This is a genomic window from Methylocystis suflitae (assembly GCF_024448135.1).
Lineage (GTDB): Bacteria > Pseudomonadota > Alphaproteobacteria > Rhizobiales > Beijerinckiaceae > Methylocystis > Methylocystis suflitae.
In genome coordinates this window covers 1-22,762 of record NZ_JAMRYX010000184.1, presented here as the reverse complement: position 1 = coordinate 22,762, position 22,762 = coordinate 1, and the positions used below count along the sequence as shown (strand labels likewise).

Annotated in this window: 24 protein-coding genes; 9 read left to right on the top strand and 15 right to left on the bottom strand. The window is 63.7% G+C overall.

Annotated elements, in window-relative coordinates:
• Positions 1-554: 554 nt before the first annotated feature.
• Positions 555-947 carry a hypothetical protein gene (locus NEI07_RS14255; protein WP_256035417.1) on the top strand — a complete coding sequence of 131 codons (393 nt, stop codon included), beginning with the start codon at positions 555-557 and terminating at the stop codon, positions 945-947.
• A gap of 15 nt (positions 948-962) precedes the next feature.
• On the opposite strand, the gene NEI07_RS14250 is transcribed toward NEI07_RS14255, so the two are convergent.
• Complete coding sequence (locus NEI07_RS14250; protein WP_256035415.1) at positions 963-1,790, bottom strand: DUF3108 domain-containing protein; 828 nt, start codon at positions 1,788-1,790, stop codon at positions 963-965.
• Between the two features lie 88 nt (positions 1,791-1,878).
• Positions 1,879-2,295 carry a hypothetical protein gene (locus NEI07_RS14245; protein ID WP_256035414.1) on the bottom strand — a complete coding sequence of 139 codons (417 nt, stop codon included), beginning with the start codon at positions 2,293-2,295 and terminating at the stop codon, positions 1,879-1,881.
• A gap of 93 nt (positions 2,296-2,388) precedes the next feature.
• Between NEI07_RS14245 and sseA the strand changes: the two genes are divergently transcribed.
• The 4 genes from sseA (at position 2,389) to NEI07_RS14225 (ending at position 6,565) form a co-directional block, all read left to right on the top strand.
• Positions 2,389-3,267 carry a 3-mercaptopyruvate sulfurtransferase gene (gene sseA, locus NEI07_RS14240; RefSeq protein ID WP_256035413.1) on the top strand — a complete coding sequence of 293 codons (879 nt, stop codon included), beginning with the start codon at positions 2,389-2,391 and terminating at the stop codon, positions 3,265-3,267.
• 174 nt (positions 3,268-3,441) lie between these two features.
• A complete protein-coding gene (locus tag NEI07_RS14235; protein ID WP_014890136.1) occupies positions 3,442-3,780 on the top strand; it encodes a P-II family nitrogen regulator in 339 nt (112 codons plus the stop codon).
• 110 nt (positions 3,781-3,890) lie between these two features.
• Positions 3,891-5,300, top strand: coding sequence for a type I glutamate--ammonia ligase (glnA, locus tag NEI07_RS14230; protein ID WP_256035412.1), 1,410 nt, complete (start codon positions 3,891-3,893; stop codon positions 5,298-5,300).
• A 296-nt stretch (positions 5,301-5,596) separates the two neighbouring features.
• Positions 5,597-6,565 (top strand): PstS family phosphate ABC transporter substrate-binding protein, encoded by a 969-nt coding sequence (locus NEI07_RS14225; RefSeq protein WP_256035410.1) that lies wholly within the window; start codon positions 5,597-5,599, stop codon positions 6,563-6,565.
• A 19-nt stretch (positions 6,566-6,584) separates the two neighbouring features.
• On the opposite strand, the gene NEI07_RS14220 is transcribed toward NEI07_RS14225, so the two are convergent.
• Positions 6,585-7,349, bottom strand: coding sequence for an extensin-like domain-containing protein (locus NEI07_RS14220; RefSeq protein WP_256035408.1), 765 nt, complete (start codon positions 7,347-7,349; stop codon positions 6,585-6,587).
• A 50-nt stretch (positions 7,350-7,399) separates the two neighbouring features.
• Between NEI07_RS14220 and NEI07_RS14215 the strand changes: the two genes are divergently transcribed.
• Complete coding sequence (locus NEI07_RS14215) at positions 7,400-7,753, top strand: polyhydroxyalkanoic acid system family protein (RefSeq protein ID WP_256035406.1); 354 nt, start codon at positions 7,400-7,402, stop codon at positions 7,751-7,753.
• On the opposite strand, the gene NEI07_RS14210 is transcribed toward NEI07_RS14215, so the two are convergent.
• From NEI07_RS14210 to NEI07_RS14195, 4 genes are read right to left on the bottom strand one after another with little or no spacing between them, the layout of a single operon-like run.
• The gene (locus tag NEI07_RS14210; protein WP_256035405.1) at positions 7,728-8,423 is read right to left on the bottom strand and encodes a class I SAM-dependent methyltransferase; all 696 of its coding nucleotides are present in this window, start codon (positions 8,421-8,423) and stop codon (positions 7,728-7,730) included. The genes NEI07_RS14215 and NEI07_RS14210 overlap by 26 nt on opposite strands.
• 40 nt (positions 8,424-8,463) lie before the next feature.
• Positions 8,464-9,387, bottom strand: a complete 924-nt coding sequence (locus NEI07_RS14205; RefSeq protein WP_256035404.1) for a prephenate/arogenate dehydrogenase family protein — start codon at positions 9,385-9,387, stop codon at positions 8,464-8,466.
• Positions 9,380-10,510 (bottom strand): histidinol-phosphate transaminase, encoded by a 1,131-nt coding sequence (gene hisC / locus NEI07_RS14200; protein ID WP_256035403.1) that lies wholly within the window; start codon positions 10,508-10,510, stop codon positions 9,380-9,382. Before hisC ends, NEI07_RS14205 begins: the two co-directional genes overlap by 8 nt.
• Positions 10,511-10,512: 2 nt before the next feature.
• A complete protein-coding gene (locus NEI07_RS14195; RefSeq protein ID WP_256035402.1) occupies positions 10,513-11,391 on the bottom strand; it encodes a chorismate mutase in 879 nt (292 codons plus the stop codon).
• Between the two features lie 114 nt (positions 11,392-11,505).
• Between NEI07_RS14195 and NEI07_RS14190 the strand changes: the two genes are divergently transcribed.
• Complete coding sequence (locus NEI07_RS14190; protein WP_256035401.1) at positions 11,506-11,802, top strand: CopG family ribbon-helix-helix protein; 297 nt, start codon at positions 11,506-11,508, stop codon at positions 11,800-11,802.
• A complete protein-coding gene (locus NEI07_RS14185) occupies positions 11,799-12,086 on the top strand; it encodes a type II toxin-antitoxin system RelE/ParE family toxin (RefSeq protein ID WP_256035398.1) in 288 nt (95 codons plus the stop codon). The genes NEI07_RS14190 and NEI07_RS14185 overlap by 4 nt, the downstream gene beginning before the upstream one ends.
• A 217-nt stretch (positions 12,087-12,303) precedes the next feature.
• Here NEI07_RS14185 and NEI07_RS14180 read toward each other — a convergent pair whose 3' ends face one another.
• From NEI07_RS14180 to recN, 3 genes are all read right to left on the bottom strand, one after another.
• Positions 12,304-12,909, bottom strand: coding sequence for a hypothetical protein (locus NEI07_RS14180; RefSeq protein WP_256035396.1), 606 nt, complete (start codon positions 12,907-12,909; stop codon positions 12,304-12,306).
• Between the two features lie 79 nt (positions 12,910-12,988).
• Positions 12,989-13,798 carry a hypothetical protein gene (locus NEI07_RS14175; protein WP_256035394.1) on the bottom strand — a complete coding sequence of 270 codons (810 nt, stop codon included), beginning with the start codon at positions 13,796-13,798 and terminating at the stop codon, positions 12,989-12,991.
• A 202-nt stretch (positions 13,799-14,000) separates the two neighbouring features.
• Complete coding sequence (gene recN, locus NEI07_RS14170) at positions 14,001-15,680, bottom strand: DNA repair protein RecN (RefSeq protein ID WP_256035392.1); 1,680 nt, start codon at positions 15,678-15,680, stop codon at positions 14,001-14,003.
• A gap of 113 nt (positions 15,681-15,793) precedes the next feature.
• Here recN and NEI07_RS14165 point away from each other — a divergent pair, with 113 nt between their 5' ends.
• Positions 15,794-16,690 carry an alpha/beta hydrolase gene (locus NEI07_RS14165; protein WP_256035390.1) on the top strand — a complete coding sequence of 299 codons (897 nt, stop codon included), beginning with the start codon at positions 15,794-15,796 and terminating at the stop codon, positions 16,688-16,690.
• On the opposite strand, the gene NEI07_RS14160 is transcribed toward NEI07_RS14165, so the two are convergent.
• From NEI07_RS14160 to NEI07_RS14140, 5 genes are all read right to left on the bottom strand, one after another.
• The gene (locus NEI07_RS14160; RefSeq protein ID WP_256035389.1) at positions 16,687-17,571 is read right to left on the bottom strand and encodes an outer membrane protein assembly factor BamD; all 885 of its coding nucleotides are present in this window, start codon (positions 17,569-17,571) and stop codon (positions 16,687-16,689) included. The two genes, NEI07_RS14165 and NEI07_RS14160, sit on opposite strands and share 4 nt — an antisense overlap.
• A 167-nt stretch (positions 17,572-17,738) precedes the next feature.
• Positions 17,739-18,665 carry a UDP-3-O-acyl-N-acetylglucosamine deacetylase gene (lpxC, locus tag NEI07_RS14155; protein WP_256035387.1) on the bottom strand — a complete coding sequence of 309 codons (927 nt, stop codon included), beginning with the start codon at positions 18,663-18,665 and terminating at the stop codon, positions 17,739-17,741.
• 175 nt (positions 18,666-18,840) lie between these two features.
• Positions 18,841-20,472: a cell division protein FtsZ gene (ftsZ, locus tag NEI07_RS14150; RefSeq protein ID WP_256035386.1), complete on the bottom strand. Its 1,632-nt coding sequence runs from the start codon at positions 20,470-20,472 to the stop codon at positions 18,841-18,843.
• A 147-nt stretch (positions 20,473-20,619) separates the two neighbouring features.
• Positions 20,620-21,930 (bottom strand): cell division protein FtsA, encoded by a 1,311-nt coding sequence (gene ftsA, locus NEI07_RS14145; protein WP_256035385.1) that lies wholly within the window; start codon positions 21,928-21,930, stop codon positions 20,620-20,622.
• Between the two features lie 4 nt (positions 21,931-21,934).
• The coding region (locus NEI07_RS14140; protein ID WP_256035383.1) for a cell division protein FtsQ/DivIB at positions 21,935-22,762 on the bottom strand (828 nt) is incomplete at its 5' end.

Genomic DNA, 22,762 nt, shown 5'->3' with positions numbered 1-22,762 from the left:
ATGCTGAAGCTAATTTTAGTCGCTGAACACCCAGCGCGCGGCGAAATACGCCGCCGCGCCGATGACGATGATCGCGATCATGCCGACCGGAGTCGCTGCATAGCTCGTCAGTTCAAGAATAGCGCCCATAGTTTCCTCCTTCTGTCACACACACTGCCGGTTTCGCCACAAGCCGAGATTCAGGCTGCAAACCGCAACCGCGGCGTTGCTTTCTTCGTCGAATTGGTCAAGTGGAAAGCATGGCTGACGCCGCCCCGCCTCGGTTTTGGTTCAACGTCGACCTCACCTAGGCGGGAACGCGTCTGCATCGCTTATTCGGCCCTAGCCGCGTCCGGAGAGCCATAATGCTCGCAGCTCTCGGCCGCGGTTCCGAAATGCGGTAGTTTCGGAGTATTGCAGACGCAAAGCGCTGTCAAGCGATCGACAGGCCCGCCGCTGCGCTGCATCGCCGCATCAAAGCTCCTGTAAGGGCTCAGTTTGCGCTTGCCGCCGCTGCGCGCCGACGACTATCTATCGGAGCGCGGCAACAGTCTATCTCGCGAGCGTGAAGTCGGATGTTCAAGTTTTTCATCATCGTCGTCGCTGTCGCGGCCGCTGGATTTTCAGCCTTCTACGCGTTCCGACGCACGCCCGTCTGCTCCGCCGACGGCAAGTATATGGCGACGCAAAGCGACTGCGAGGCCTGGGGCTTCAACCCCGACGTCTGCAAGCAGGCGATCGAGAAAGCGCGCGCCGTCGTGGCGCGGGCGGCGCCAAAAAGCGAAACGATGTTTCAGTGCGAGGTGCGCTTCTCGGATTGCTTCGAGGCGCAGGACGGAGGCTTTTCGCCGCGCCCGTCATTCTGTCTGCGCCCGAATAAGGGCGCCGACCCTCTGGAAGTTAGATATCTCGAATATGAATCCGACCGCATGAACCGGAAAAAGACCAAGGAAGTTCGCGTCGAGTGAAATCGGCCGAAGCGGTCAGCGCCTGAAATCGGCGCGGCGCTGCTCGATCTGGAACTCCGACGCGTCGATGACGAGCTTGCCGGCGGCGGTGCCGATCGCGATGTGAATCGGCACGACGACCCGCGCGTCGGGTAGGGGCGCGAGCCACACGCTGATGTCGTTATTGTTCGCCATATAGCGCGTCGCGGAGCTGTCGGGGCGATGCCCGGCGATCGGCGTATAACGCGCTGAACATACGGTGACGGGGCCGGCGTAGCCTCGCGTTTGCGCCATATGATCGCCGGCATAGGCGAGCTCCACGTCGAAACGCGTCACGCCGTCAAAAACGGAAATGGTTCGGTTGCACGCCGAAGGACCCGTGAGCTCCTCTCCCGGCGGCACGCGCATGATCAGCGCGCTGACCGGATCCACGATGTGGCGCTTGGCGCTTTCCGTCACGGGAACGCGCGCTTCGGCGTCCCAGGGCGCGGGCCTCACCTCGACCGCGCGCACCGCATTGCCGGCGAGCGACATGCGCACCGTGCGCGTCTCGTCGCTGTTCGAGGTGGTGTTGGCGTAATTTGCCGGCGAAGGACCGCCGGCGGTCAGGCCGCCGCTCGCGCTGGCGGCGCCCCTGGCGTTGTTGATGAGATTGGCGAGCCCTGTCGTCCGCATCGAGATCTCGACGCGGTAGTTCTGCGCGTCGACGATGCCGGAGGCGGATGCGCTGCCGATGGAGAGCCCCATGAGACTCAGGGCGTAATGCGCCCTGAGCATCTCCGCGGCGGCGGGCGCGCAGAGCGCTACCGACATCGCAACGACGGCGCAGCCGCCGCGCAAAGAAAGCCGGACGGCCGCTCTCATGGCCGCTCTCATGGCCGCGAAGCGTCGCTCGGCGCAGACAATTCCTCGGAATTCTTGATCGGATTCTTGGCGCGCGCGGCTGTGAGACTTAGGCCCATTCTTGCCACCGTCCGTCTTCGAAAATGCGCCATGCCCGCAACCCCGCCTTCGCGACGACGAGCCGTCCCGCCTTCGCCTCGGCGACAAGATGCTTGAATACGAGAGGATTGCGCCAGGAAAACGGCTTTTCCGGGTCGCAGACCGCGTGGTATTCGTCGCTGTCCGGGTCATCCATCAGCAGCGTGCCGACCTTGTCGGGTCGCAGTTGCGACGAAAAGCTGCGCTCGTCTTTCCATCGGCAGTAGTAGTCGCGACACACGTCCGGACGCGTGTCATAAACGCCGCAGCCGCCCGTCAGCACGCAATGCTCGCAGAGCTTGCCCGCCGGCTTCTTGAATTCGTCAATTTCAAGAACCTTGCAGCAGAAGAAGCAGGAGCCGCAGGCCTTGCCTGGAATGTCGAGCATGTCGGTCAAGCGCCAATGGCGTGAGAATCGAATCGGCGTATTGTGAACGCCAAACTGCCGGATGCAAGCAGCGCAGGGCTAAGCGAGCGAACGATGTCGCGTAGAATTGATCCCGAAAAGCTTTTCGTCACCACGGCCTGGCTCGCAGAGCGTCTCGATGCGCCGGATCTCGTTGTCCTGGACGCGTCATGGCACATGCCGGCGACTGGCCGCGACGCTCGCGCCGAGTTCCTTGCGGGGCATATTCCCGGCGCGCAGTTCTTCGATATAGACGCAATCGCCGATCCGTCCACCGACTTGCCGCATATGTTGCCCAAGCCCGAAGTCTTCGCGGCGGAGATGCGCCGGCTCGGATTTGGAGACGGCATGCAGGCCGTCGTCTACGATAGCGTCGGCATATTTTCAGCGCCGCGTCTCTGGTGGACGCTTACTGTCTTCGGCGCGGAAAGGGTCTCGATCCTTGCGGGCGGACTTCCTGCCTGGCAGGGCGAAGGCCGTCCGCTCGAACAGGGCGAGGCGCGCAAGAGAGCGCCGGCGGTTTTCACGCCCCGTTTCGACGCGAGCCTCGTCGCCGACGCGCAGGCGGTGCGGCGCGCGCTTGATCTCGGCGGGGCGCAGGTCGTCGACGCGCGCGGCGCGGAGCGTTTCCACGGATGGGCGCCTGAGCCGCGCCCGGGCCTTCGCTCCGGCCATATGCCCGGCGCGCTGAACCTTCCATTCGGCAATGTCCTCGACGGCGGAAGACTAAAGGACAAGCCCGGGCTCGAAGCGGCCTTTGCCTCGGCGGGCGTCAATCCAAACGCGCCGGTCATCGCCACCTGCGGGTCCGGGCTCACGGCTTGCGTCATCAGCCTCGCGCTCGCCGCAACGGGGCGTCCGCCCGCCACGGTGTATGACGGCTCCTGGTCCGAATGGGGCGCCCGGGAAGACCTGCCTGCTATCGTCAACGCGCGAGCAGCGCCTATAGGTTAGGCTTATTGCTTAAAATAAGTGCATAAAGTACGTTTAATTGGCGCCAGACCTGGGTTGGCGCCGGAACTTTGGCCATGGCGCGACTTCGGCGGCAATGATAGAAGCTCGGCGGCTCATCAGCAGAGCCAAAGTCGCTAGCGGGCCGGGGCTTAAGCTAAGCGCGCGGGGGATTTGATGAAAAAGGTCGAGGCGATCATTAAGCCGTTCAAGCTCGATGAAGTGAAGGAAGCGCTGCAGGCGGCGGGCCTCCAGGGGATTACGGTCACCGAGGCGAAGGGTTTTGGCCGTCAAAAAGGGCATACGGAACTCTATCGCGGCGCCGAATATGTCGTTGATTTCCTGCCGAAAGTTAAAATCGAGATCGTTCTTGCGGACGACGCCGTGGAGCGCGCGGTCGAGGCCATACGCACGGCGGCGCAAACCGGCCGAATCGGCGATGGCAAGATTTTTGTTTCCAACGTCGAAGGCGCGATCCGTATTCGTACCGGCGAAACCGGCGCGGACGCCATCTAGCACTGAGCCCCCGCCCCATGAGCTTTCTCGCCAACATCTTCAGACGCTCCGCCGCGCCCAATACGAAAACAGCTAAACAGCAAGATCAGCAAAGAGAGGCATCGAACCACATGACAACGGCCAAGGACGTTCTTAAGCAGATCAAGGATAACGACGTTAAATACGTCGATTTCCGATTTACCGACCCGCGCGGCAAGTGGCAGCATGTGACGTTCGACGTTTCGATTGTCGATGAAGAAGCTTTGACCGAAGGCATCATGTTCGACGGCTCGTCGATCGCCGGCTGGAAAGCGATCAATGAATCGGACATGACGCTCCTTCCGGACCTGAATTCCATCGCCATGGATCCCTTCTTCGCGGCGTCGACGCTCTCGGTCGTCTGCGACGTCGTAGAGCCCTCGACGGGCCAGCCCTACAACCGCGACCCGCGCGGCATGGCCAAAAAGGCGATGGAGCATCTGAAATCGACCGGCGTCGGCGACACGGCTTTTTTCGGTCCTGAGGCCGAATTCTTCGTCTTTGACGACGTGCGCTTTTCAACCGAGCCCTACGACACCGGCTTCACGCTCGATTCGACCGAGCTGCCCTCCAATAGCGGCACGGCCTATGAGGGCGGCAATCTCGGCCACCGCGTGCGCACCAAGGGCGGCTACTTCCCGGTGCCGCCGGTCGACTCTGCGCAGGACATGCGCAGCGAGATGCTCGCCGCGATGGCGGCCATGGGCGTCAAGGTCGAGAAGCACCATCACGAAGTCGCCTCCGCCCAGCATGAACTCGGTCTGAAGTTCGAGACGCTCGTCACGGTCGCCGACCACCTGCAGATCTATAAATATGCGATCCATCAGGTGGCGCATTCCTACGGCAAGTCGGCGACCTTCATGCCGAAGCCGGTTTTTGGCGACAATGGTTCGGGCATGCACGTCCATCAGTCGATCTGGAAGGACGGCAAGCCGGTCTTCGCAGGCGACAAATACGCCGGCCTCTCTCAGGAGTGCCTGTGGTATATCGGCGGCATCATCAAGCATGCGAAGTCGCTGAACGCCTTCACCAACCCGTCGACCAACTCCTATAAGCGTCTGGTTCCGGGCTATGAGGCGCCGGTGCTGCTCGCTTATTCGTCGCGCAACCGCTCGGCGTCGTGCCGCATCCCCTTCAGCTCCAGCCCGAAGGCGAAGCGCGTCGAGGTTCGTTTCCCCGATCCGACGGCGAATCCCTATCTGGCCTTCGCCGCCATGCTGATGGCGGGCCTCGACGGCATCGCCAACAAGATCGATCCGGGCGGACCGGCCGACAAGGATCTTTACGATCTCCCGCCGGAAGAGTTGAAGGCCATCCCCACGGTGTGCGGCAGCCTGCGCGAAGCGCTCGAGAATCTCAAAGCCGACCACGCCTATCTGACCGCCGGCGGCGTCTTCAACGAAGACTTCATCAACTCCTACATCGACCTCAAGATGCAGGACGTGATGCGCTTCGAAATGACGCCGCATCCGGTCGAATTCGACATGTATTACAGCTACTGACGAACAGAGGCGTCCGCGCCTTCGCGCAGCGGCCGCATCACGTCAAACCGGAAGGCGACGCCTCGCCTTCCGGTATTTTTTTGCGCTTTTTCTTGAGCCGCACGTTGCGCGGCCGCGCTGTCGCATAGGCGTCATGCGCCTGTCATTTCGCCGGGCGAAATTGCGGCGAAAGCAAGAACGACTCACTGAACATCCGCCTCCAAGGTGATTCCTAGCGACTCCACGTCGATCGTGCGCGTGCCGCGGCGAGGTGGTTTCGGCCGCAATGATTTGATGCAACGGAGAAAAGCAAAGCCATGAAACTGCGAGCCCTCTCCGCCGCCGTCGCGGCTTTCGTGGTTGTGGCCGCCGGCGCTGTCGCGCTCGATTTGGAGCTCTCCCCCTATAAGGTCGTCAACGGACTGTCGGGAAAATTGAGGTCGGTCGGCTCGGACACGATGCATCACGAAATGGAGCTCTGGGCCGAAGGATTCCAGTCGATCTACCCGAATGTGTCGATCGAACTTGTCGGCAAGGGCTCGAACACGGCGCCGCCGGCGCTCCTCTCGGGAGAAGCGCAACTCGGTCCGATGTCGCGTCAAATGACGCCGGACGAGATCGCCGCCTTCCAAGCGAAGTTCGGCTACAAGCCAACGGCGGTTCTGGTCGCGATCGACGCCTTGGCGATATATGTCCACAAGGACAATCCGCTCCAGTGCCTCAGCATGGAGCAGCTGGAGCGGGTTTTTGCGGCCGATCCGAAAAGCGGCGGCGGAAAAAGCATCCGCACCTGGGGCGAACTTGGTTTGACCGGCGAGTGGGCGGCCAAGCCAATCGCCATGTATAGCCGCAACACGCTTTCGGGCACTTACAAGTTCTTCAAACAGCATGTCTTGAGCGGCGCCGATTTCAAAGACGACATCAAGATGCAGGTCGGATCCGAAGCCGTCGTGAGCGCCGTCGGCGCCGACAAGTCTGCGATCGGCTATTCAGGCATCGGCTATAGGACGGACGCGGTGCGCGCCGTTCCCGTGAGCGCCGGCAAGGCCTGCTACGACGCCTCTTTCGACAATACCTATTCGCGCAAATATCCGCTGGCGCGAGGGCTCTACGTCTACCTGCTGAAGGATCCGAAGAAGCCGATCGACACGCTCAGCGGCGAGTTCGTCACATATGTGCTTTCGAGAGATGGCCAGACCCAGGCGAAAAAAGGCGGCTATTATCCGATCACCCGCAACATTCGCGAGCACGAGCTGACGCGCCTCGGCCTACTCGCATCGAGGTGACACGCCGGCGAAGACGCGGTCACTGACAAATGCGGTAGCCGCCATTCGATCCATGGCGCTCGATGTCGAAATGAAGATGGCTTGCGTGATAGGGATCTGATCCAGGGCCCAGGACCGTGGTGAACCAGCCGCACGCCGCCGTTCTCAGCGTCTTGACGTAAGCTGTCGATTGCGGATCCGACTGAGCGTCGATCCGAATTTTTCGACCGTCCGAGAAAACAAATGCGCCGACATCAAGGGCGAGTCCTTTGGCGTGCGCGCTCAGCTTGGCCCCGCTATCGTGATTACGGCCGCGGCATTCGTATCCCGAACCTGTATCGATCGCGACGAGCGAGGCGCCCACAGTCCCAGCGCCGAGCGGCGCCAGCAGATTTTTCACGTAATCGGAAAACTGCAGCGCGAAGCCGCAAGCCAGCAGCGGCTTTGCAATGAGCGCAACGCGCCGTATGCCGACCGTGACCGAAACGAGACGCACCGGCGCCTCGATCGCGCAACCGTCAAGCGCGCCGGTCGGCGCTTCTGCGGGTTCGAAAGCGACGCCAGCCGCGCGCATATTCGCCATGCAATCCTCGGCGGACTCGGTCTCCACGCGCGGCGTGTCGCCTACCGCGGGCTTTGCCTCGGGCAAGGGGACGTTTTGAAACTGCGGACGGCGTGGAGGCGACGGCGCGTCGAGCGCCCCAGCGGAAGTTGCGAAAGCGCTCAACGCCAGAGCGAGCGCAACCTCGACTGTACAGCGTACAAGCTCGCGAGAGATCATCGTCATCGCCTTTAGCCGCGCCATTCTTCTAATCCCCCAGATGGCGCCTACATTGGGGCAAGTGGAGGAAGCCTATGTCGAACGCCATCACCGTCACAGTGCCGCATGATCTCGGCGTCGAAGCGGCGAAAGCCCGAGTCTCCGAACAGCTGACAAAGATGCAGCGCGAATATGTGGACAAGGTCGCGCATTCCGAAGTCTCCTGGGCCGGCGACGTCGCAACGGTTCGCGTGACGGCGCTCGGTCAGACGGCGACGGCGCAGATCACGGTGCTGAAAGATTTGCTGCGCATCGACGTTCAGCTGCCCTGGGTGTTGGCGGCCATTTCGGGCAAGCTGCAGCAATTCATCTCGCGCAACGCCGGCGATGCCTTGCGCATCGGCCAAGCGTCGCAAAACGACTCTAGCGCCGCGCGTAAAACACCGTAAAGCGATGGCGCTTCCAGCCGATGTCGGCGTAGCGGAACCCGGCCTCTTCGAGCCAGGCGATCTGATCAGCGAAGGTCGCGCTGCGATCGAGTTCCGCGCGCTTTCTCGCCGCAGCGAAATCATCGGCGGCGATTCCGGAACCTAGAACATCCGCTTCCCAGCGGCGCTGATAGGCGTCCTCGATTTCGCGCGTCGCGCCGAGCGACTGGTCCGCATTGAGGAAAACGCCGCCGGGTCGCAGCGCATCATGAATCCGCCGGAAGAGGCGGCGCTTCGCCTCGTGATCGAGATGGTGGATGGACAGCGCCGAGACGACGGCGTCGAGCGGCCCGAGGAGCGGCGCGGTTGCATAATCCGCGAGCGAGAGGCGCAGGCGCGCGCCGTATATCGCAAGCCGTTCGCGCGCCGCATCGAGCATCTTCGGCGCGAGATCGACGCCTTCAACCTGCGCGCCGGGAAATCGCTTGAGAATCATTTCCGACAAAAGACCGGTGCCGACGCCAAGGTCGACGCATCGAAATTCTCCCTCGCCCACGACCTCTTCGAGAAGGTCGAGCGCGGTTCCGTAGAAGGCGTCGAAATGCGGAATGAGTTGGCGTCGCAGCGCGTCATAGCTGGGAACGGCGTTTTCGAAAGCGGCGCGCAGCGCGTCGAAATTCGACTCGGTCATATGTGATTCCCGCGAAGACCGCGGCCGTGGAGAGACGGGTTCACCGCCCTTCCGCTCGCCTTCCGAAGTCGGGCGCAGCCGTGTCCTGACCCTGCTCGACGATCGAGCGGCGGATGTCGCGGGTGCGCGAGAAAAATTCCAGCAGCCCCTGCCCGTCATTGCGCCTGATCATCCGCTGCAGCACGCTGAGATCCTCATTGAAGCGTCCGAGCATCTGCAGGACGGCATCCTTATTGGCGAGGAAGATGTCTCGCCACATGATGGGATCCGACGCGGCGATGCGCGTGAAATCACGAAAGCCGGACGCCGAAAATTTGATGACTTCGGAACGCGTCTCATCGCCAAAATCATCCGCCGTGCCGACGATATTATAGGCGATCAGATGCGGCAGGTGGCTCGTGAGCGCGAGCACGGCGTCATGATGCGCGACGCTCATCGTCTCGACGTTCGCGCCCAAACGCTTCCAGAATTTCGTCAGCTTTTCCACGGCTGCGGCGTCGGCGTCGTCGGGCGGCGTGAGAATGCACCAGCGGTTCTGAAACAGCGTGGCGAATCCTGCGTCCGGCCCGGAGAACTCCGTGCCGGCGATCGGATGGGCGGGAATGAAACGCGCTGGTTCGGCAAGATGCGGCGTCATCTGCGCGACGACGGCGCCTTTCACCGAGCCGACGTCGGAAAGAACGGCGCCCTTTTCCAGATGCGGCGCGAGGCTTTGCGCGACGTCGCCGCAAGCGCCGACAGGCGTGCACACGATGACGAGATCGGCTCCACTAACCGCCTGCGCATGATCCTGAGTCGCCACATCCGCGAGGCCGAGTTCGCTGGCGCGGCCGACGACCTCTTGCGATGAATCCATCACCGCAATGTGCCGGGCTGCGCCGAATTGGCGCGCCGCACGCGCGATCGACGAACCGATGAGCCCGACGCCGATCAGCGCCAGACGTTCACATGCAGGGTCAGCCATGAACGCCTGCTTGCGCCTTTTGCCGCACTTGGGCGCTCTGCATGAATTCGGCGAGCGCTTCGACGACGCGTTCATTCGCCTCCTGCGCGCCGACGGTGAGCCGCAGGAATTCCCCCATGCCATAGGCGCCGATGGCGCGCAGCACCAGGCCGCGCGACATGAGGAAGCGGTCGGCGTCGGCGGCCGTCAATCCAGGCGCGTCGGGAAAACGTATGGCGATGAAATTGGCGACGCTCGGCAGTACGTCGAGGCCGAGCGCGGAAATTTCCCGCGAGAGCCACGGCAGCCAGCGATCATTATGCGCGATGGCCGCATCGAGATGCGCGCGATCCGACAGCGCGGCGATCGCCGCTGCTGAACCCACGCTCGAGACATTGAAGGGCGAGCGGATTCGGTTCAGCGCGTCGATCACATGCGCGGGTCCATAGGCCCAGCCGACGCGCAGTCCCGCAAGGCCGTAAATTTTCGAGAAGGTGCGGGTCATCACGACATTTTCATGCGCATCGACCAGCGCGACGCCCGCATCATAATCCTCGCGCAGGACATATTCGGCATAGGCGGAGTCGAGCACGAGCAGCACATGCGCGGGCAGCGAACGCGCGAGCCGCGAGACTTCGCTCGCCGACAAAAACGTGCCGGTCGGATTGTTCGGATTGGCGAGAAAAACGATCTTTGTCCTCTCGCTCACACAGGCAAGCAGCGCGTCAACTTCCGCGGTGTAGTTCGTCTCGGGAGCGACGACGGGCGTTCCTCCCGCGGCCAGAGTGACGATCTTGTATTCAAGGAAGCCGTGCTGGCTGTAGACGCCCTCGTCTCCGGGCCCGATGTAAGCGAGCGCAAGCAGCTCCAGAAGATTGTCCGAGCCGGCGCCGGCGATGATCCGGTCTGGGTCTAGCGCGTAACGCGCGCCAATCGCCTCGCGCAGGGCGCGCGACGAGCCTTCCGGATACAGCGCAATCTCGCCGGCCATGTTGCGCAGGGCCTCCACCGCGCGCGGAGAAGGCCCCAGCGGCGTCTCATTGGCCGACAATTTGAACACGCGCGCAGCGCCCGGCGCGGCGCTCCTGCCGGGCACGTAAGCGTCGATCGCGAGAACGGTTGTACGGGGGGTGGGTTTGGTCATGATCAATCGCCTGGCGCGAAGACGCCGCTGCGCGCGTCGTTAAGCTGGAAGCGCATCGCATGGCTGCCGATCACGTCGACGCGCGCGCCCTCCACCCCCGCTTCGGCCAGCGCTTTGGCGAAGGACTGCGCGTCAGCGTCGCCGGCGGCCGCGACAAGCAGCGCGAGCCCTTCCGGATGGGGGGCGCTCGCGAGGATTTCGCCCTTGAGCGTCTGGAAAGCGGCGGGCAGCGCATGCGTCCAGCGCGCGAGGCCGACCGCGTAAAGCGTCACGCCCTGCGCCATTGCGTCGGCCGGAAGCCGCGCGACGACGAACATCGGCAGACCCGCAGGATGATTGGGCCGCTCGACGAAAGGCAGGCGCGCGATGATCTTGGGGGCGCCTTCGCCGACCAGGCGCATCCACCAGGCGCCATCCGAAAGCCCGCCCGTCGCGCGCAAGATCCCCAGATCGCCGGTCGACGCGGCGACCGCGTCGATCACCGCGCCAGCGCCGTGATGCGCGACATAGGGAACGGTGAAGCCGAAGTGGAAGCGCGCCGAATCGCGCATCTGCGCGTCGCCGCCGGAATCATCCGCATGCACCGAATAATTCGCCTGCACATAGGTGAAGGTCGAGACGATGACGCGCCAAACGCCTTCGACGGCGTCGAGCGGCAGGAGCCCCTGGTGACGCTCGACCAGCGCGCGCATCATCTGCGCCTCGCGATCGGGTCGAAAGGCGCAGCCGAGGCCCTGCGCGCGCTTCACGGCGATCAGCCGGTCGATGATCTCGCCGCGCTCCATGAGCAGCCGATGCATGTCGCGATCGATCCGGTCGATCTCATCGCGCAATTCGGCAAGCGTGTCCGCGGCGGGCATGAGCAAAGGCGCATTCTGCATGGCGCACTCTCTTAGGCCAGCGCGCGACGGGAGGCAACGAAGGGCGACCCGCCGTCCTCCCGGATATTGCTGAATGACAATTGTCGCCGACAGGCGGTGTGTTATGCTGTGTACATGCAATCACCGACTGCAAAGGTCAAGCGCGCAAAGCGCGAAACATCCGAGACCTTCACCGTGAGGGTCGGTCCCGAGATCAAGAAGCGGCTCGCCAGCCTCGCGGCGAGCACGGGCCGCAGCCGCTCCTTTCTCACAGCCGAGGCCATCGCCGAGTATCTCGACGCCAACGAATGGCAAGTCGCCGGAATTCGCAAAGCCCAGGGCTCTCTCGATCGCGGCGGCGGCGTTGAACATGAAGGCGTGCGTCATTGGATCGAGAGCTGGGAAACGCCTGACGAAACGCGTCGACCTTGAAGATCATCTGGTCGCCCGAGGCGATCGACGATCTCGCCGCCCTACGCGCGTATATTTCGCGGGACAATCCGTCAGCCGCCCGATGCGTCGCCCTTCACCTTTTCGAAAGGATCGAGACGACTCTTGCTGAGAATCCGCATATCGGCCGCCCCGGCCGCGTGCCTGGGACGCGCGAATTCGTCATCGACAAGACGCCCTACATCATTCCTTATCGCGTCAAGGACAACGCGCTTCAGATATTGCGCATTTATCATGGAGCGCGCCGCTGGCCGGATTCTCCTTGAGGTCAGCCCACCCCTTCCAAATGGCGGTAGGTTGTCATCTCGAATTTCGGCTCGCGACCCGTAGCAGTCGCCGCACCGAGCGGATGATGAATGCTTGGTGAACCAACTCAGTCATTCGTCGGCAGCAACGGCCCGGCCCCAAAGCGGTCATTCGGTCAGTTGTCGGTGTTTCACGGCCCTGCCTAGCCGTATTTTGCCGCCCACAACCGCTACGGCCTCACGCAGCCGTCAGCTGGTCCAACAACCCGTCCAGTCCGGTGAAATAGTTGGCTATCTTCCTCATGGTCCTGCGCAGGTTACCGAGGTCGACTGTGTCGAACGCCAGCACCATCGGCTTTCCACCCTTCTCGACGGGGTAGCGAAACGAGAAGGACATCGGATCTGCTGCCGACATCTCCCTGATGCAGGCTTCCACGGCGTCGTTAGTACCGCCGTCGTCAGTTCCGTCGGCCGCCGTCTCAATAATCGGGCGCACCTTCGCCCAGAGGTCCGTTAGACTGTGCGACTTCCAGTCCGCCTCCTCGTCGAAGTGTCGGCCATAGGTCACCAGCACATATTTCAGTTCCAACTCCATGAAGTGGCGGTACAGGAAGATAACCGGGTACACCACGGTGCCCTGGAGAACGGTGTCTGCGGCGACTGCGTCCACGAGCCTGTCGGCGGCCTCTCGGTAGCCATCTGCCATCAGCACCAGACGCGTCCATGCATGGGACGCCAACGTACCCCCGTCGGCGTACCCGCCCGGTGCGACGAATAGCCTGTCGGCCGGTTCAGGCCATGTGAACTCGGAATTGAGCAAGCTGCGAAAATCGGGCTGTGACACGTTATTTCTCCGCTAACGTGGCAGCGGGCATCTTACGCCTCCAAACGGCTCCTGTCGCCCAGGCCGTCGTGATGAACTCTCAACCGAGGCTAAAGTACTGCTTGCATGCGATTCGCCACTGTTGGATTTTATTAGTTTCGAGGCCGTGGTAGATACTTGAGGATGTAAGCCATTCGAAGTGATTACAGAGTTCGGCGCGGAGACAATCTTTCAGCGTTGTCAGTGGAGGGAGGCGGGGTGGGTAATTCACGTCTTCGTTTGGTGCCCACCACATCCAATGTGTCATACGGAACGGCTCTTCGCCAAGCGGGCAGAACGCTCGCGCCGATTCATGGATTGCCACACCATACGGAGGGGCTGCGGCTTCTCCGCGGTAGGCTTGGATCAGTGCGGGCCCGAACATTACACGATCAAGGAAAGGCTCCCCTTCTCTAAGCTGCTTGGGGCGTAAGCCCGGTACGAGATCGTCGCCGAAATAGACGGGGCCATAAGCTATCCCGCTCCTGAGTAGGAACCGATCGTGTGGCCTTGGGATCGCAATGAAGTTGGCGGACAGCATTATCATTGTCCGGCCGACCATCGACATCAGTTCACGCTTGGATCGGGCGACGATAAAAACGCCGTCGTTGATTGGCAGGAGTCGTCCTTCAAAACCGCAACCTTTTCGGCTGCGTTCGATGGCTATGTGAAGCCTCGCGAGGAAGTTCGCAGTCTTCTGCACTGAAGTCCCCATCGCGTGGCCTGCGCCCATGAGGTCGACCCAGCCGACATAGTAGTTTTCCGCTGCTTTCAAATGTTCGGAATTAAAGTTCAGTTCCCTAACTCGAAGTTTTTTTGCGTAGGTTCTAACGTGATAAAATTCGTCTTCGATATTTGCGTCGCCTGTCATTTTTTCGTCCCCTCCACCCACGAGTGGCATAGGGCCACGTCTCTCGCAACGCGTTTTGATGGCCTCCCGGGGGCATCCCTAGAACGACTACTGAAGGCAGCCAACGTCTGCTTGTGGCTAATAAATCAGCGTCAGCTGTTGGCGCGAAGTGGCCACCTCGCCCGCAGCCAAAAGTTTCCACTTCCCCCCAAAAGGTCGCCATCTACCCCGCCCCTTCCAACAACCGCGCCGCAGCAGCCCGCGCCTCCTCGGTGATCGCCGCGCCCGACAGCATGCGGGCGATCTCCTCGCGCCGCTCGCCCTCGGCAAGCACCGCGACGCTGGTCGCGACCCGCTTGTCCTTGCCGGTCTTCGCCGGCGCGCCCTTGCTGATGCGAAGATGCTGGCCGGCGCGCGCGGCGACCTGCGGCGCGTGGGTGACGGCCAGCACCTGCGCGCGCGCGGCGAGACGCGCCAGCCGCTGACCGATGGCGTCGGCCACGGCGCCCCCGACCCCCGTGTCGATTTCGTCGAAAACGAGCGTCGGGGCCGAGCCGCGATCGGCGAGCACGACCTTTAGCGCCAGCATGAAGCGCGCGAGTTCGCCGCCCGACGCGACCTTGGTCAGCGGACCGGGGCGCGATCCCGGATTGGTCTGCACCCAGAATTCGACGCGATCGATTCCTTCCGGCCCGGCGGACTCCGGGTCGCTCGTCACCTGCGTCGAAAAATGCGCGCCCTCTAACCGCAGCGGCTTCAACTCGGCGTCAACCAGCGCATCGAGTTTCTTCGCCGCTGCGCGGCGCGCCGCGGATAGGGCCAAGGCCGTCTCGTCATAGGACTGCTTGGCGTCCGCAAGCGCGCGCCCCAGCGCGACCAGCCGCGCTTCGGACGCATCGAGTGCGGCGATGTCATTGGCGAATTTTTCTTCAAGCTTCGCAAGGTCGGCGACCGCGACCTGATGCTTGCGCGCGGCGCCGCGCAGCGCGAACAGCCGCTCCTCGACCCGCTCCAATTCCGCCGGATCGAATTTCGTCTCAGTGAGCGCCTGTTGGAGCGCCTCCTCGGCGAGACCCAAGGCGTCGACAGCCTGCGTCAAGGCGCGCGCAGGCGCGTCCAGCAGTTGCGGCGCCTGCGTCAGACGCCGCTCCAGCCGCCGCGCCGCCTGAGCGATTTCCCGCGCCGGTGATCCGTCATTTGAAAACGCCGAGAGCGCGTCGGAAATGTCGGCGGCGACCTTTTCGGCGCGCTGCATGAAGAGCCGACGTTCGGCGAGCGTCTCTTCCTCGCCCTCTTGCGGCGCCAGTGCCGAAAGCTCGGCGTGCGCGTGGCGTAGATATTCTGCGTCGGCGCGCGCCTTGGCGACGCGCGCGTCTTCTTCCGCCAATGCGCGGCGCGCCGCCTGCCACGCGCCATAACGCGCGCGCACGTCATTCGCCTGCGCGATAAGGCCGCCATGCGCGTCGACGAGCGCGCGATGCGCATTCGGATCGACGAGCGCGCGTTCGTCATGCTGACAATGAATCTCGACGAGTTCGCGCCCGATGGCGCGCAGCGCCTGCGCGGTCGCAGGCTGATCGTTCACAAAGGCGCGGGTGCGGCCGTCCGCCGCCTGCACGCGGCGCAACACCAGCTCGTCCTCGCTCGCCAATCCGAATTCGCGCGCCGCGAGATGCGCGGGATGATTCGCAGGCGTATCGAACGCCGCCGTCACCTGGCCCTGTTCGCAGCCGGCGCGCACGAGCGACGCATCGCCCCGACCCCCGAGCGCCAGCACGAAGGCGTCGAGCAGAATCGACTTTCCCGCGCCGGTCTCTCCCGTAAGCGTCGTCAGGCCTGGCGCGAATTCCAGGTCGAGCGCGTCGATCAGCACGATGTCGCGAATGGAAAGACGGACCAGCATGAGGCTTTGCTCAAATGCCCTGGGCGCGCACATGCGCCGGAAGCCGCGCGCCGGCGACGCGCGGACGGCCCTCGATTATAGTCGCCAGCGCCCTTTTCCAAACGGAGATTTTTTTGGCTGATTTCGGCATTGACGACATTCGCGCGCTGCTGAGCGCAAAACCGCGACCTGTCGGGTGGCCGGCGCGGCGCGCGCGCATCGAGGAAGTCGGCGCCGCTTGGCCGATCGCGCCGGATATCTCATTGGCGCGCGCGTCGATCGACGGCATCGCCGCCGAATGGTCTTGCGCGCCAACGAGCGACCCCTCGCGCGCGCTGCTATTCTTCCATGGCGGCGGCTATTGCTCCGGCTCGATCGTCAGCCATCGCCGCATGGCCACGGAAGCGGGGCGCGCCGCGCGCGCCCGCACGCTCGCCGTCGACTTCAGACTGGCGCCCGAACATCCGTTTCCCGCCGCCTATGACGATGCGCTCGCGGCCTGGCGGTTTCTTCGGCATCAGGGGTTTGCCGCGCGCCAGATCGCGGTCGGCGGCGACAGCGCCGGCGGCGGGCTGACGTTTGCCTTGCTGATGCGGCTGCGCGACCTCAAGGAAGCGCTCCCCGCCTGCGCCTGGCTCGTCTCGCCTTGGACCGATCTCACCCTCTCCGGCGAGACGCTGGCGACGAAAGACGACGTCGATCCGCTGCTGCATAAGGCCTATCTCGAGGAACTGGCGCAGGCCTATGTCCCGGCCGGAGTCGATCGCCGTGACCCGCGCGTCTCGCCGCTTTTTGGCGACCTGAGCGGCTTGCCGCCGCTCATCATCCAGGTGGGTTCAAACGAAACGCTGCTCGCCGATTCGACGCGACTCGCCGCTGCGGCCGGCGGCGCCGACGTCTCGGTCACGCTGGAGATTTGGCCGCGCATGATCCATGCGTGGCACTTATGGAATGCAAGGCTTGAAGAGGGCCGGCGCGCGCTCGCGCATGCCGGCGCATTCATGCAGGGGCGGCTCTCGGAAGACGGCTAGATCGCGTGCAGCGTCTTGCCGATCTTCGACAGCCAGGAACCTGTGTATTCGTGCGGCTCGAGACCGTCCGTTTTCAGCAACGCGTGAGCGTCCTTATACCACTGCGAATCCGGGTAATTATGCCCCAGGATGGCGGCGGCGGTCTGCGCTTCGTTGGTGACGCCCATTGCGAGATAGGCTTCGGTGAGGCGATAGAGCGCCTCTTCGGTATGGCGCGTCATCTGATATTTGCCGAGAACGTCGTGGAAACGGTTGATCGCGGCAGGGTAGTTCTTGCGAAGCAGATAGAAGCGCCCGACGTTCATTTCCTTGGCGGCGAGTTGGTCTCGCGTCACCTGCATTTTGTATTTGGCGTCGTTCACATATTCCGACTTCGGGAATTTCTGTACAAGTTGCGAGAAAACCTCGAGCGCCTTCTCCGCCGACTGCTGATCGCGCATGACGTCCGGCACCTGATTATAGAAGGACATGCCTGCGAGATAGTAGACATAGGGCGTATCGGCGGAATTCGGATAAAGGCCGATATAACGCATCGCCGACTGCACGGCGTCGTCATATTTTGGGTGCTCGTACTGAGCGAAGGTCGTCATCAACAGGCCTTTGCGGGCCCAGTCCGATGAGGGATACTGCTTTTCCAATTCGCCAAATTTCTTGGCTGCTCCCTCGTAGTCCTTGACCTTCAGCCGCGCCAAACCGGCGTTATAGAGATCCTCGGCCGGAATGTCGGGCGTGATTTCCGTCTGATATTTCGTCCCCCCGCCGCCGAAGAGACCGAAACCGCTGGTGATCGAGTCCATGAGGTCGGCGCGCGCCGGCGCCGCGCCGATCGACAAGGCCGACGCCAAAGCCAACACTTTGAATGAACGTGCGAAAACCGACATGTGATGCCCCATTGCGGCGCGGCCGCGACGCTCACGCGTCCCGGCGCCCTCCTAGCTCAATCAGCCAAATCGCCGTCGCAGGACGCCCCTGCCCTGCCCTAACGGCGCGGCGGCGCACCGATCCCGCCTTTGCGGTCGGCTGAAAGAAGAACCTTCATCTGGCGAGATTATGGCGATAGGCTTCGGCCTGTCGCACTCATGCCTTCGTTATGCGCATCGAGTTCGAACGCCAGCGCGCCCGAGCGCGCCGCAGCTTCGAGCAACGCGAGATTAAGACTATGCCCGCCGCGATAGGAGCGGAAGGCGCCGATAATCGGCGCCCCGGCCAGCGCCAGATCGCCGACGACGTCGAGCATCTTGTGACGCACGCATTCGTCGGCGAATCGCTCCCCGTGCGGATTGATCGCGCCGCGCGCGTCAAAGACGAGCGTATTGTCGAGATTGGCGCCAAGCGCCAGACCTTCACGCCAAAGCCGCTCCGCATCGCGCATGAATCCGAAACTGCGGGCTCCGGCCAATTCGCGCCGAAACGTCTCGGGCGTCAGATCAAGCGCCAAGCGTTGGCGTCCGACTGGACACGGGAAGGCGATTTCCACATCCAAACGAAGGCCGGCGTCCGCTGGCGCGAGTTCCGCCCAGCCGGCCCCGTCGGATACGCGCGCGGGCTTCATGACACGCAGCGCGTGCCGCGGCGCGGATAGAGCGACGACGCCGACTTCGTCGATCGCGAAGACGAAATCGCGGGCCGAGCCGTCCATCGCGGGGACCTCGTCGCCCTCGAGCACAACCAGCGCATTGTCAACGCGCAGCGCCGCAAGCGCGGCCATCACATGCTCGACGGTCGACACGCTTGCGCCGTCGCCGGCGAGCCGTGTCCGCAGTATCGATGCGTCGACGCGCGACCAATGCGCTTCGATCTCGGCTCCGGCGACGCTGAAAACGATCCCGACGTCAGCGCCGGCCGGCGCGAGCGTCATCCTGGCGGGACGGCCGCCGTGCACGCCCTGGCCGGTTAACGTGAAGCTTCGTGCGACTGTCTGCTGAACCGCTGGCGCGGCCGCGCTTCCGGGAAGCGCAGCGCGGCGCGCGCGCAACGCATGTCGGCGTGAATCCGAACGAATGGCGCAACCCTCCCCTAAAGCCCGGACGAACGATAGCAAATCCGGGCGCCGACGCTCCAGTCACGCTTTCTTACGATTTGTTACAAGACCCCGGGGCCAAATTGAAAAGGCCCGCGCGAGGCGGGCCTTTTGCCGATTATGGAGCGTCTCAGTGGTTGGCCTGGCGGCGCAGGAAGGCCGGGATCTCCAGTTGATCCTCCTCGGACGGGCGCGGTTGCAGGGCGCGACGACCGTGCGAATCGAGCGCGGCATGTCCGCCGGGAGCAACCGGCGCCTGCGCGGCCGGTCGCTTGCCATATTCGGCGTGCGTCGCCGAAGGCTGGCTAGCCATTTGCGGGCGCTGGGTCGGCGCCGGGGGCGCGCCATGTATCGAATCTTCCTGACGGCTTGCCCCGAAGGAGGCGAGCCGCTCGAAAATCGATTTGCGACGTGGATCGCCAGCGCTCATCTGCTGACGCAGCTGTTCCTGGATGGGCTGGGGAAAATCCTCGATCTGCGGCATGCGCGGCGCACGCGGCTGTTCCGGGGCCGGCGGCACATAGGCGCCGGCCGGCGCTTCGTGGCGCTCGGCTTCGAACCTCGGCTCGCCATAGGCGAGACGCGGCGGCGCCGGCTCGATGTAGACGCCATGCGCCGGCGCCTGCTCCGAATAATAGCCGGCTGCGGCCTGCGGCTCTTCGCGATGACGCAAAATCGGCGCGGCCTCGACAGCTGGCGCGGCCTGCTGGGCGCGCGCCTGCTGCAATTGGGCGCGCAGGCGCTCGGCGGCTTCGGCGAGACGCGATTCGCTCGTCGGATCATCGGCCGTGATGGCGGTCAGGTCGATGCCCGTCGCGACGACGGAGACGCGCACCACGCCTTCAAGCGACGAATCGAATGTCGCGCCCAGAATGATGTTGGCGTCCTCGTCGACCTCCTGGCGAATACGGCTCGCCGCCTCGTCGACTTCATAGAGGGTCAGATCGTGGCCGCCGGTGATCGAGATCAGCAGGCCGCGCGCACCCTTCATCGACACTTCGTCGAGCAGCGGATTCGCAATCGCGGCTTCCGCGGCAAGATTGGCGCGATTTTCGCCCGTCGCCTCGCCGGTGCCCATCATCGCCTTGCCCATGCCGCGCATGATCGAGCGAACGTCAGCAAAATCGAGATTGATGAGGCCTTCCTTGACCATCAAATCCGTGACCGAGGCGACTCCCGAATAGAGAACCTGGTCGGCCATGGCGAAGGCGTCGGCGAAGGTCGTCTTCTCCGTGGCGATGCGGAAGAGATTCTGATTCGGGATGACGATCAGCGTATCGACGCATTTTTGCAGTTCGGAGATGCCCGATTCGGCGATGCGCAGGCGACGCTGACCTTCGAAATGGAACGGCTTCGTGACGACGCCGACGGTGAGAATGCCCATTTCGCGCGCGATCTGCGCGATCACCGGCGCGGCGCCCGTGCCGGTGCCGCCGCCCATGCCGGCGGTGACGAAGCACATATGCGCGCCGGAGAGATGCTCGCGAATTTCTTCGCGCGCTTCTTCCGCGGCGGCGCGGCCGACTTCTGGCTGAGCGCCGGCGCCCAGTCCTTCCGTCACCTGCAGGCCCATTTGAATGATTCGCTCGGCCTGCGACGACGCGAGCGCCTGGGCGTCAGTATTGGCGACAAGGAAATCGACGCCCGACAGACCAGAGGTGATCATATTGTTGACGGCGTTGCAGCCGCCGCCGCCGACGCCGCAAACCATGATGCGGGGCTTCAATTCCCTGAGTTCGGGAGCTTTAAGGTTGATCGTCATCTGCCAGGCCTCTCACCAATGCGTTCACAACTCGGCGCCCGTTGTCCTTCGCCCTTGGACGCCCGGTCGCCGAACGCGTCGTCCTTGGCAATCATGCTCGGCGCGTCGAATGGCGCGCCGGGTCGAAAGAATCACTTCCACGCGATACTAGAAGCTTTCTCTTAACCATCTCCCTACGCGCGAGATGTATCCGTCAGTTCCCGTCGCCGCGCGCTCGATCCGGCGCGGCTCGAAATATTCATGCGCGGCGACTTGCGGATAAACGAGCAGCCCGGCCGCGGCCGCGAAGGCGGGGCTCTTCGAGGAATCCGGCAAGCCTTCGACGCCGATCGGGCGTCCAACCCGAACCTGGCCGCCGAGAATGCGGCGCGCCGACTCGGCGACGCCTGTGAGCTGGCTCGCGCCGCCCGTCAGCACGATGCGGCGACCAGGACCGCTCGGATGCCCGGCCTTCGCCAAGCGATCGCGCAGAAACTCCAGCGTTTCTTCGATTCGCGGGCGGATGATGCGCACGAGATGCGATTTAGGCGCGTGCGCCTTGTGATCGCTCTCGCCGACGTGGTCGAAGGAAATGGTTTCGCGCTCGTCTGATGTCGAAGCGATCGCCGAGCCATGAAAGGTCTTCAGCCGCTCCGCGTCGGAGAGCCGCGCGTCGAGTCCGCGCGCGATATCCATCGTGACGTGGGCGCCGCCAAGCGTCACCGCGTCGAGGTGAATCATCTCGCCTCGGGCGAAAACGGCCACGGATGTTGATCCAGCCCCCATGTCGATGACCACGACGCCCATCTCGGCCTCGTCGGGTTCGAGAGTGGAGAGCCCGGCGACATAAGGCGCGGCGGCCATAGCTTCGACGCTGAGATGGCTGCGCTCGACGGCGACGAGAAGGTTGCGGGCGGCGGCCTGATCACAGGTCGCCACGTGGAGATCGACCGCAAGCTCTTCGCCGATCATGTCCTTGGGCTCTCGGATGCCAGACACCCCGTCGAGCGAAAAGCCCGTTGGCAAAGAGTGCACGGCGACGCGGCCGCGATGGAGATGATGCGCGGCCGACGCCTCGAGAACCCGATGAATGTCGTGTTCGGCGACTTCGCGGCCGCCAATGACGCGTTTCGCCTGAAAATGCTGCGAGGACAGCCGGCCTCCCGACGCCGTGACAAGGACCCGCTCCACCTGCATGCCGGCCATGCGCTCGGCGGCGTCCACGGTTTGCCGAATCGCGGCGTCGGCGGCGGCCATGTCGACCACGAGGCCATTCTTGACGCCCAGAGAGCGCTGATGGCCGATGCCAACGACACGAACGCGATGCGTACGCCAATCGCCGGGCGCGACCGCGCCAAGCGGCGTGAGGCGCGCGATCAGGCAGACGATCTTCGACGTGCCGACGTCAAGCGCCGCGAACGTCGCCGAGCGACGTGGCGAGAGCGGCTTCATGCGCGGCGGGACACCAGGGGAAATCATGCAGCTATCCACCACTCTTGGTCGACTTATGCGGCGCGAGCTGCGCTTCGCGCGCCGCAGCGGCCTCTTCCGTCAGCCTCACGCTGACGCGGTCGGGAATGCGCAAGTCGATGAACATGACGTCCTTGTCGAGGATCCGCGCCTCTCGCTGCAGCCGCGCGAGCGTCTCCAGCGCGTCAGCCGGACCGACCTCCGGCAGCTTCACCGTCACGCCGTTCGTCATCTCGAAGTTCCAGCGGCGTCCCGCGACGAGCACGCCGGCCTTGATCCGATGCGCGAGGTCGCCGGCCCTGGTCATCAGCATGAGAAATTCGAGTAGCCGCTTCTGCGCGCCTTCGCCGACGACGAACGGCAGACCGAGATAGCGCTGGTCGCGCAATTCATCGATCGGCACCCCGTCTTCAGAAATGACGGCGACGCGTCCGTCGCGCTGCCACAAGGCGCTTGGCTGCCGCTCTTCGATCGCGATGACCAGGCGATCGGGGTAGAGCTTCATCACCCGCGCGGATTTGACGAGGGGGACCTGCATCAGCCGGTCGCGCACCGCCGTCGCATCGAGAAAGGGCAAGGAGTTTCGCGGCCCGACGCCTGCAGCGTCGAGGAGTTCGCGTTCGGTCAACCGCGATTGACCGGTGATGGTGACGGCGGAAATCGGAAACCCGGCGACGCGCGCCGCGATGTCGTAGAGCTCGCCCTCGCTCGCGACGAGCGCGGCGTAGCCGCCGTTCTGGACGAATCCTGCCGCGCCGATCGCGGCGAAGAGCGCGAACGTCGCCAGAGCGCCGACGCCAGGACGGCCCAGCAAGGCGAGGCGCGAAAGGAGACGTTCACC

Bases quoted from the DNA above. Each gene is read 5' to 3' on its own strand.
- NEI07_RS14225 (WP_256035410.1), top strand. From the start codon at position 5,597: ATGAAACTGCGAGCCCTCTCCGCCGCCGTCGCGGCTTTCGTGGTTGTG.
- sseA (WP_256035413.1), top strand. From the start codon at position 2,389: ATGTCGCGTAGAATTGATCCCGAAAAGCTTTTCGTCACCACGGCCTGG.
- hisC (WP_256035403.1), bottom strand. From the start codon at position 10,510: ATGACCAAACCCACCCCCCGTACAACCGTTCTCGCGATCGACGCTTAC.
- NEI07_RS14175 (WP_256035394.1), bottom strand. From the start codon at position 13,798: ATGACAGGCGACGCAAATATCGAAGACGAATTTTATCACGTTAGAACC.
- glnA (WP_256035412.1), top strand. From the start codon at position 3,891: ATGACAACGGCCAAGGACGTTCTTAAGCAGATCAAGGATAACGACGTT.
- ftsA (WP_256035385.1), bottom strand. From the start codon at position 21,930: ATGATTTCCCCTGGTGTCCCGCCGCGCATGAAGCCGCTCTCGCCACGT.
- NEI07_RS14250 (WP_256035415.1), bottom strand. From the start codon at position 1,790: ATGAGAGCGGCCGTCCGGCTTTCTTTGCGCGGCGGCTGCGCCGTCGTT.
- NEI07_RS14195 (WP_256035402.1), bottom strand. From the start codon at position 11,391: ATGCAGAATGCGCCTTTGCTCATGCCCGCCGCGGACACGCTTGCCGAA.
- NEI07_RS14215 (WP_256035406.1), top strand. From the start codon at position 7,400: ATGTCGAACGCCATCACCGTCACAGTGCCGCATGATCTCGGCGTCGAA.
- NEI07_RS14235 (WP_014890136.1), top strand. From the start codon at position 3,442: ATGAAAAAGGTCGAGGCGATCATTAAGCCGTTCAAGCTCGATGAAGTG.
- NEI07_RS14160 (WP_256035389.1), bottom strand. From the start codon at position 17,571: ATGTCGGTTTTCGCACGTTCATTCAAAGTGTTGGCTTTGGCGTCGGCC.
- NEI07_RS14220 (WP_256035408.1), bottom strand. From the start codon at position 7,349: ATGGCGCGGCTAAAGGCGATGACGATGATCTCTCGCGAGCTTGTACGC.
- NEI07_RS14245 (WP_256035414.1), bottom strand. From the start codon at position 2,295: ATGCTCGACATTCCAGGCAAGGCCTGCGGCTCCTGCTTCTTCTGCTGC.
- recN (WP_256035392.1), bottom strand. From the start codon at position 15,680: ATGCTGGTCCGTCTTTCCATTCGCGACATCGTGCTGATCGACGCGCTC.
- NEI07_RS14210 (WP_256035405.1), bottom strand. From the start codon at position 8,423: ATGACCGAGTCGAATTTCGACGCGCTGCGCGCCGCTTTCGAAAACGCC.
- NEI07_RS14255 (WP_256035417.1), top strand. From the start codon at position 555: ATGTTCAAGTTTTTCATCATCGTCGTCGCTGTCGCGGCCGCTGGATTT.
- NEI07_RS14205 (WP_256035404.1), bottom strand. From the start codon at position 9,387: ATGGCTGACCCTGCATGTGAACGTCTGGCGCTGATCGGCGTCGGGCTC.
- ftsZ (WP_256035386.1), bottom strand. From the start codon at position 20,472: ATGACGATCAACCTTAAAGCTCCCGAACTCAGGGAATTGAAGCCCCGC.
- NEI07_RS14190 (WP_256035401.1), top strand. From the start codon at position 11,506: ATGCAATCACCGACTGCAAAGGTCAAGCGCGCAAAGCGCGAAACATCC.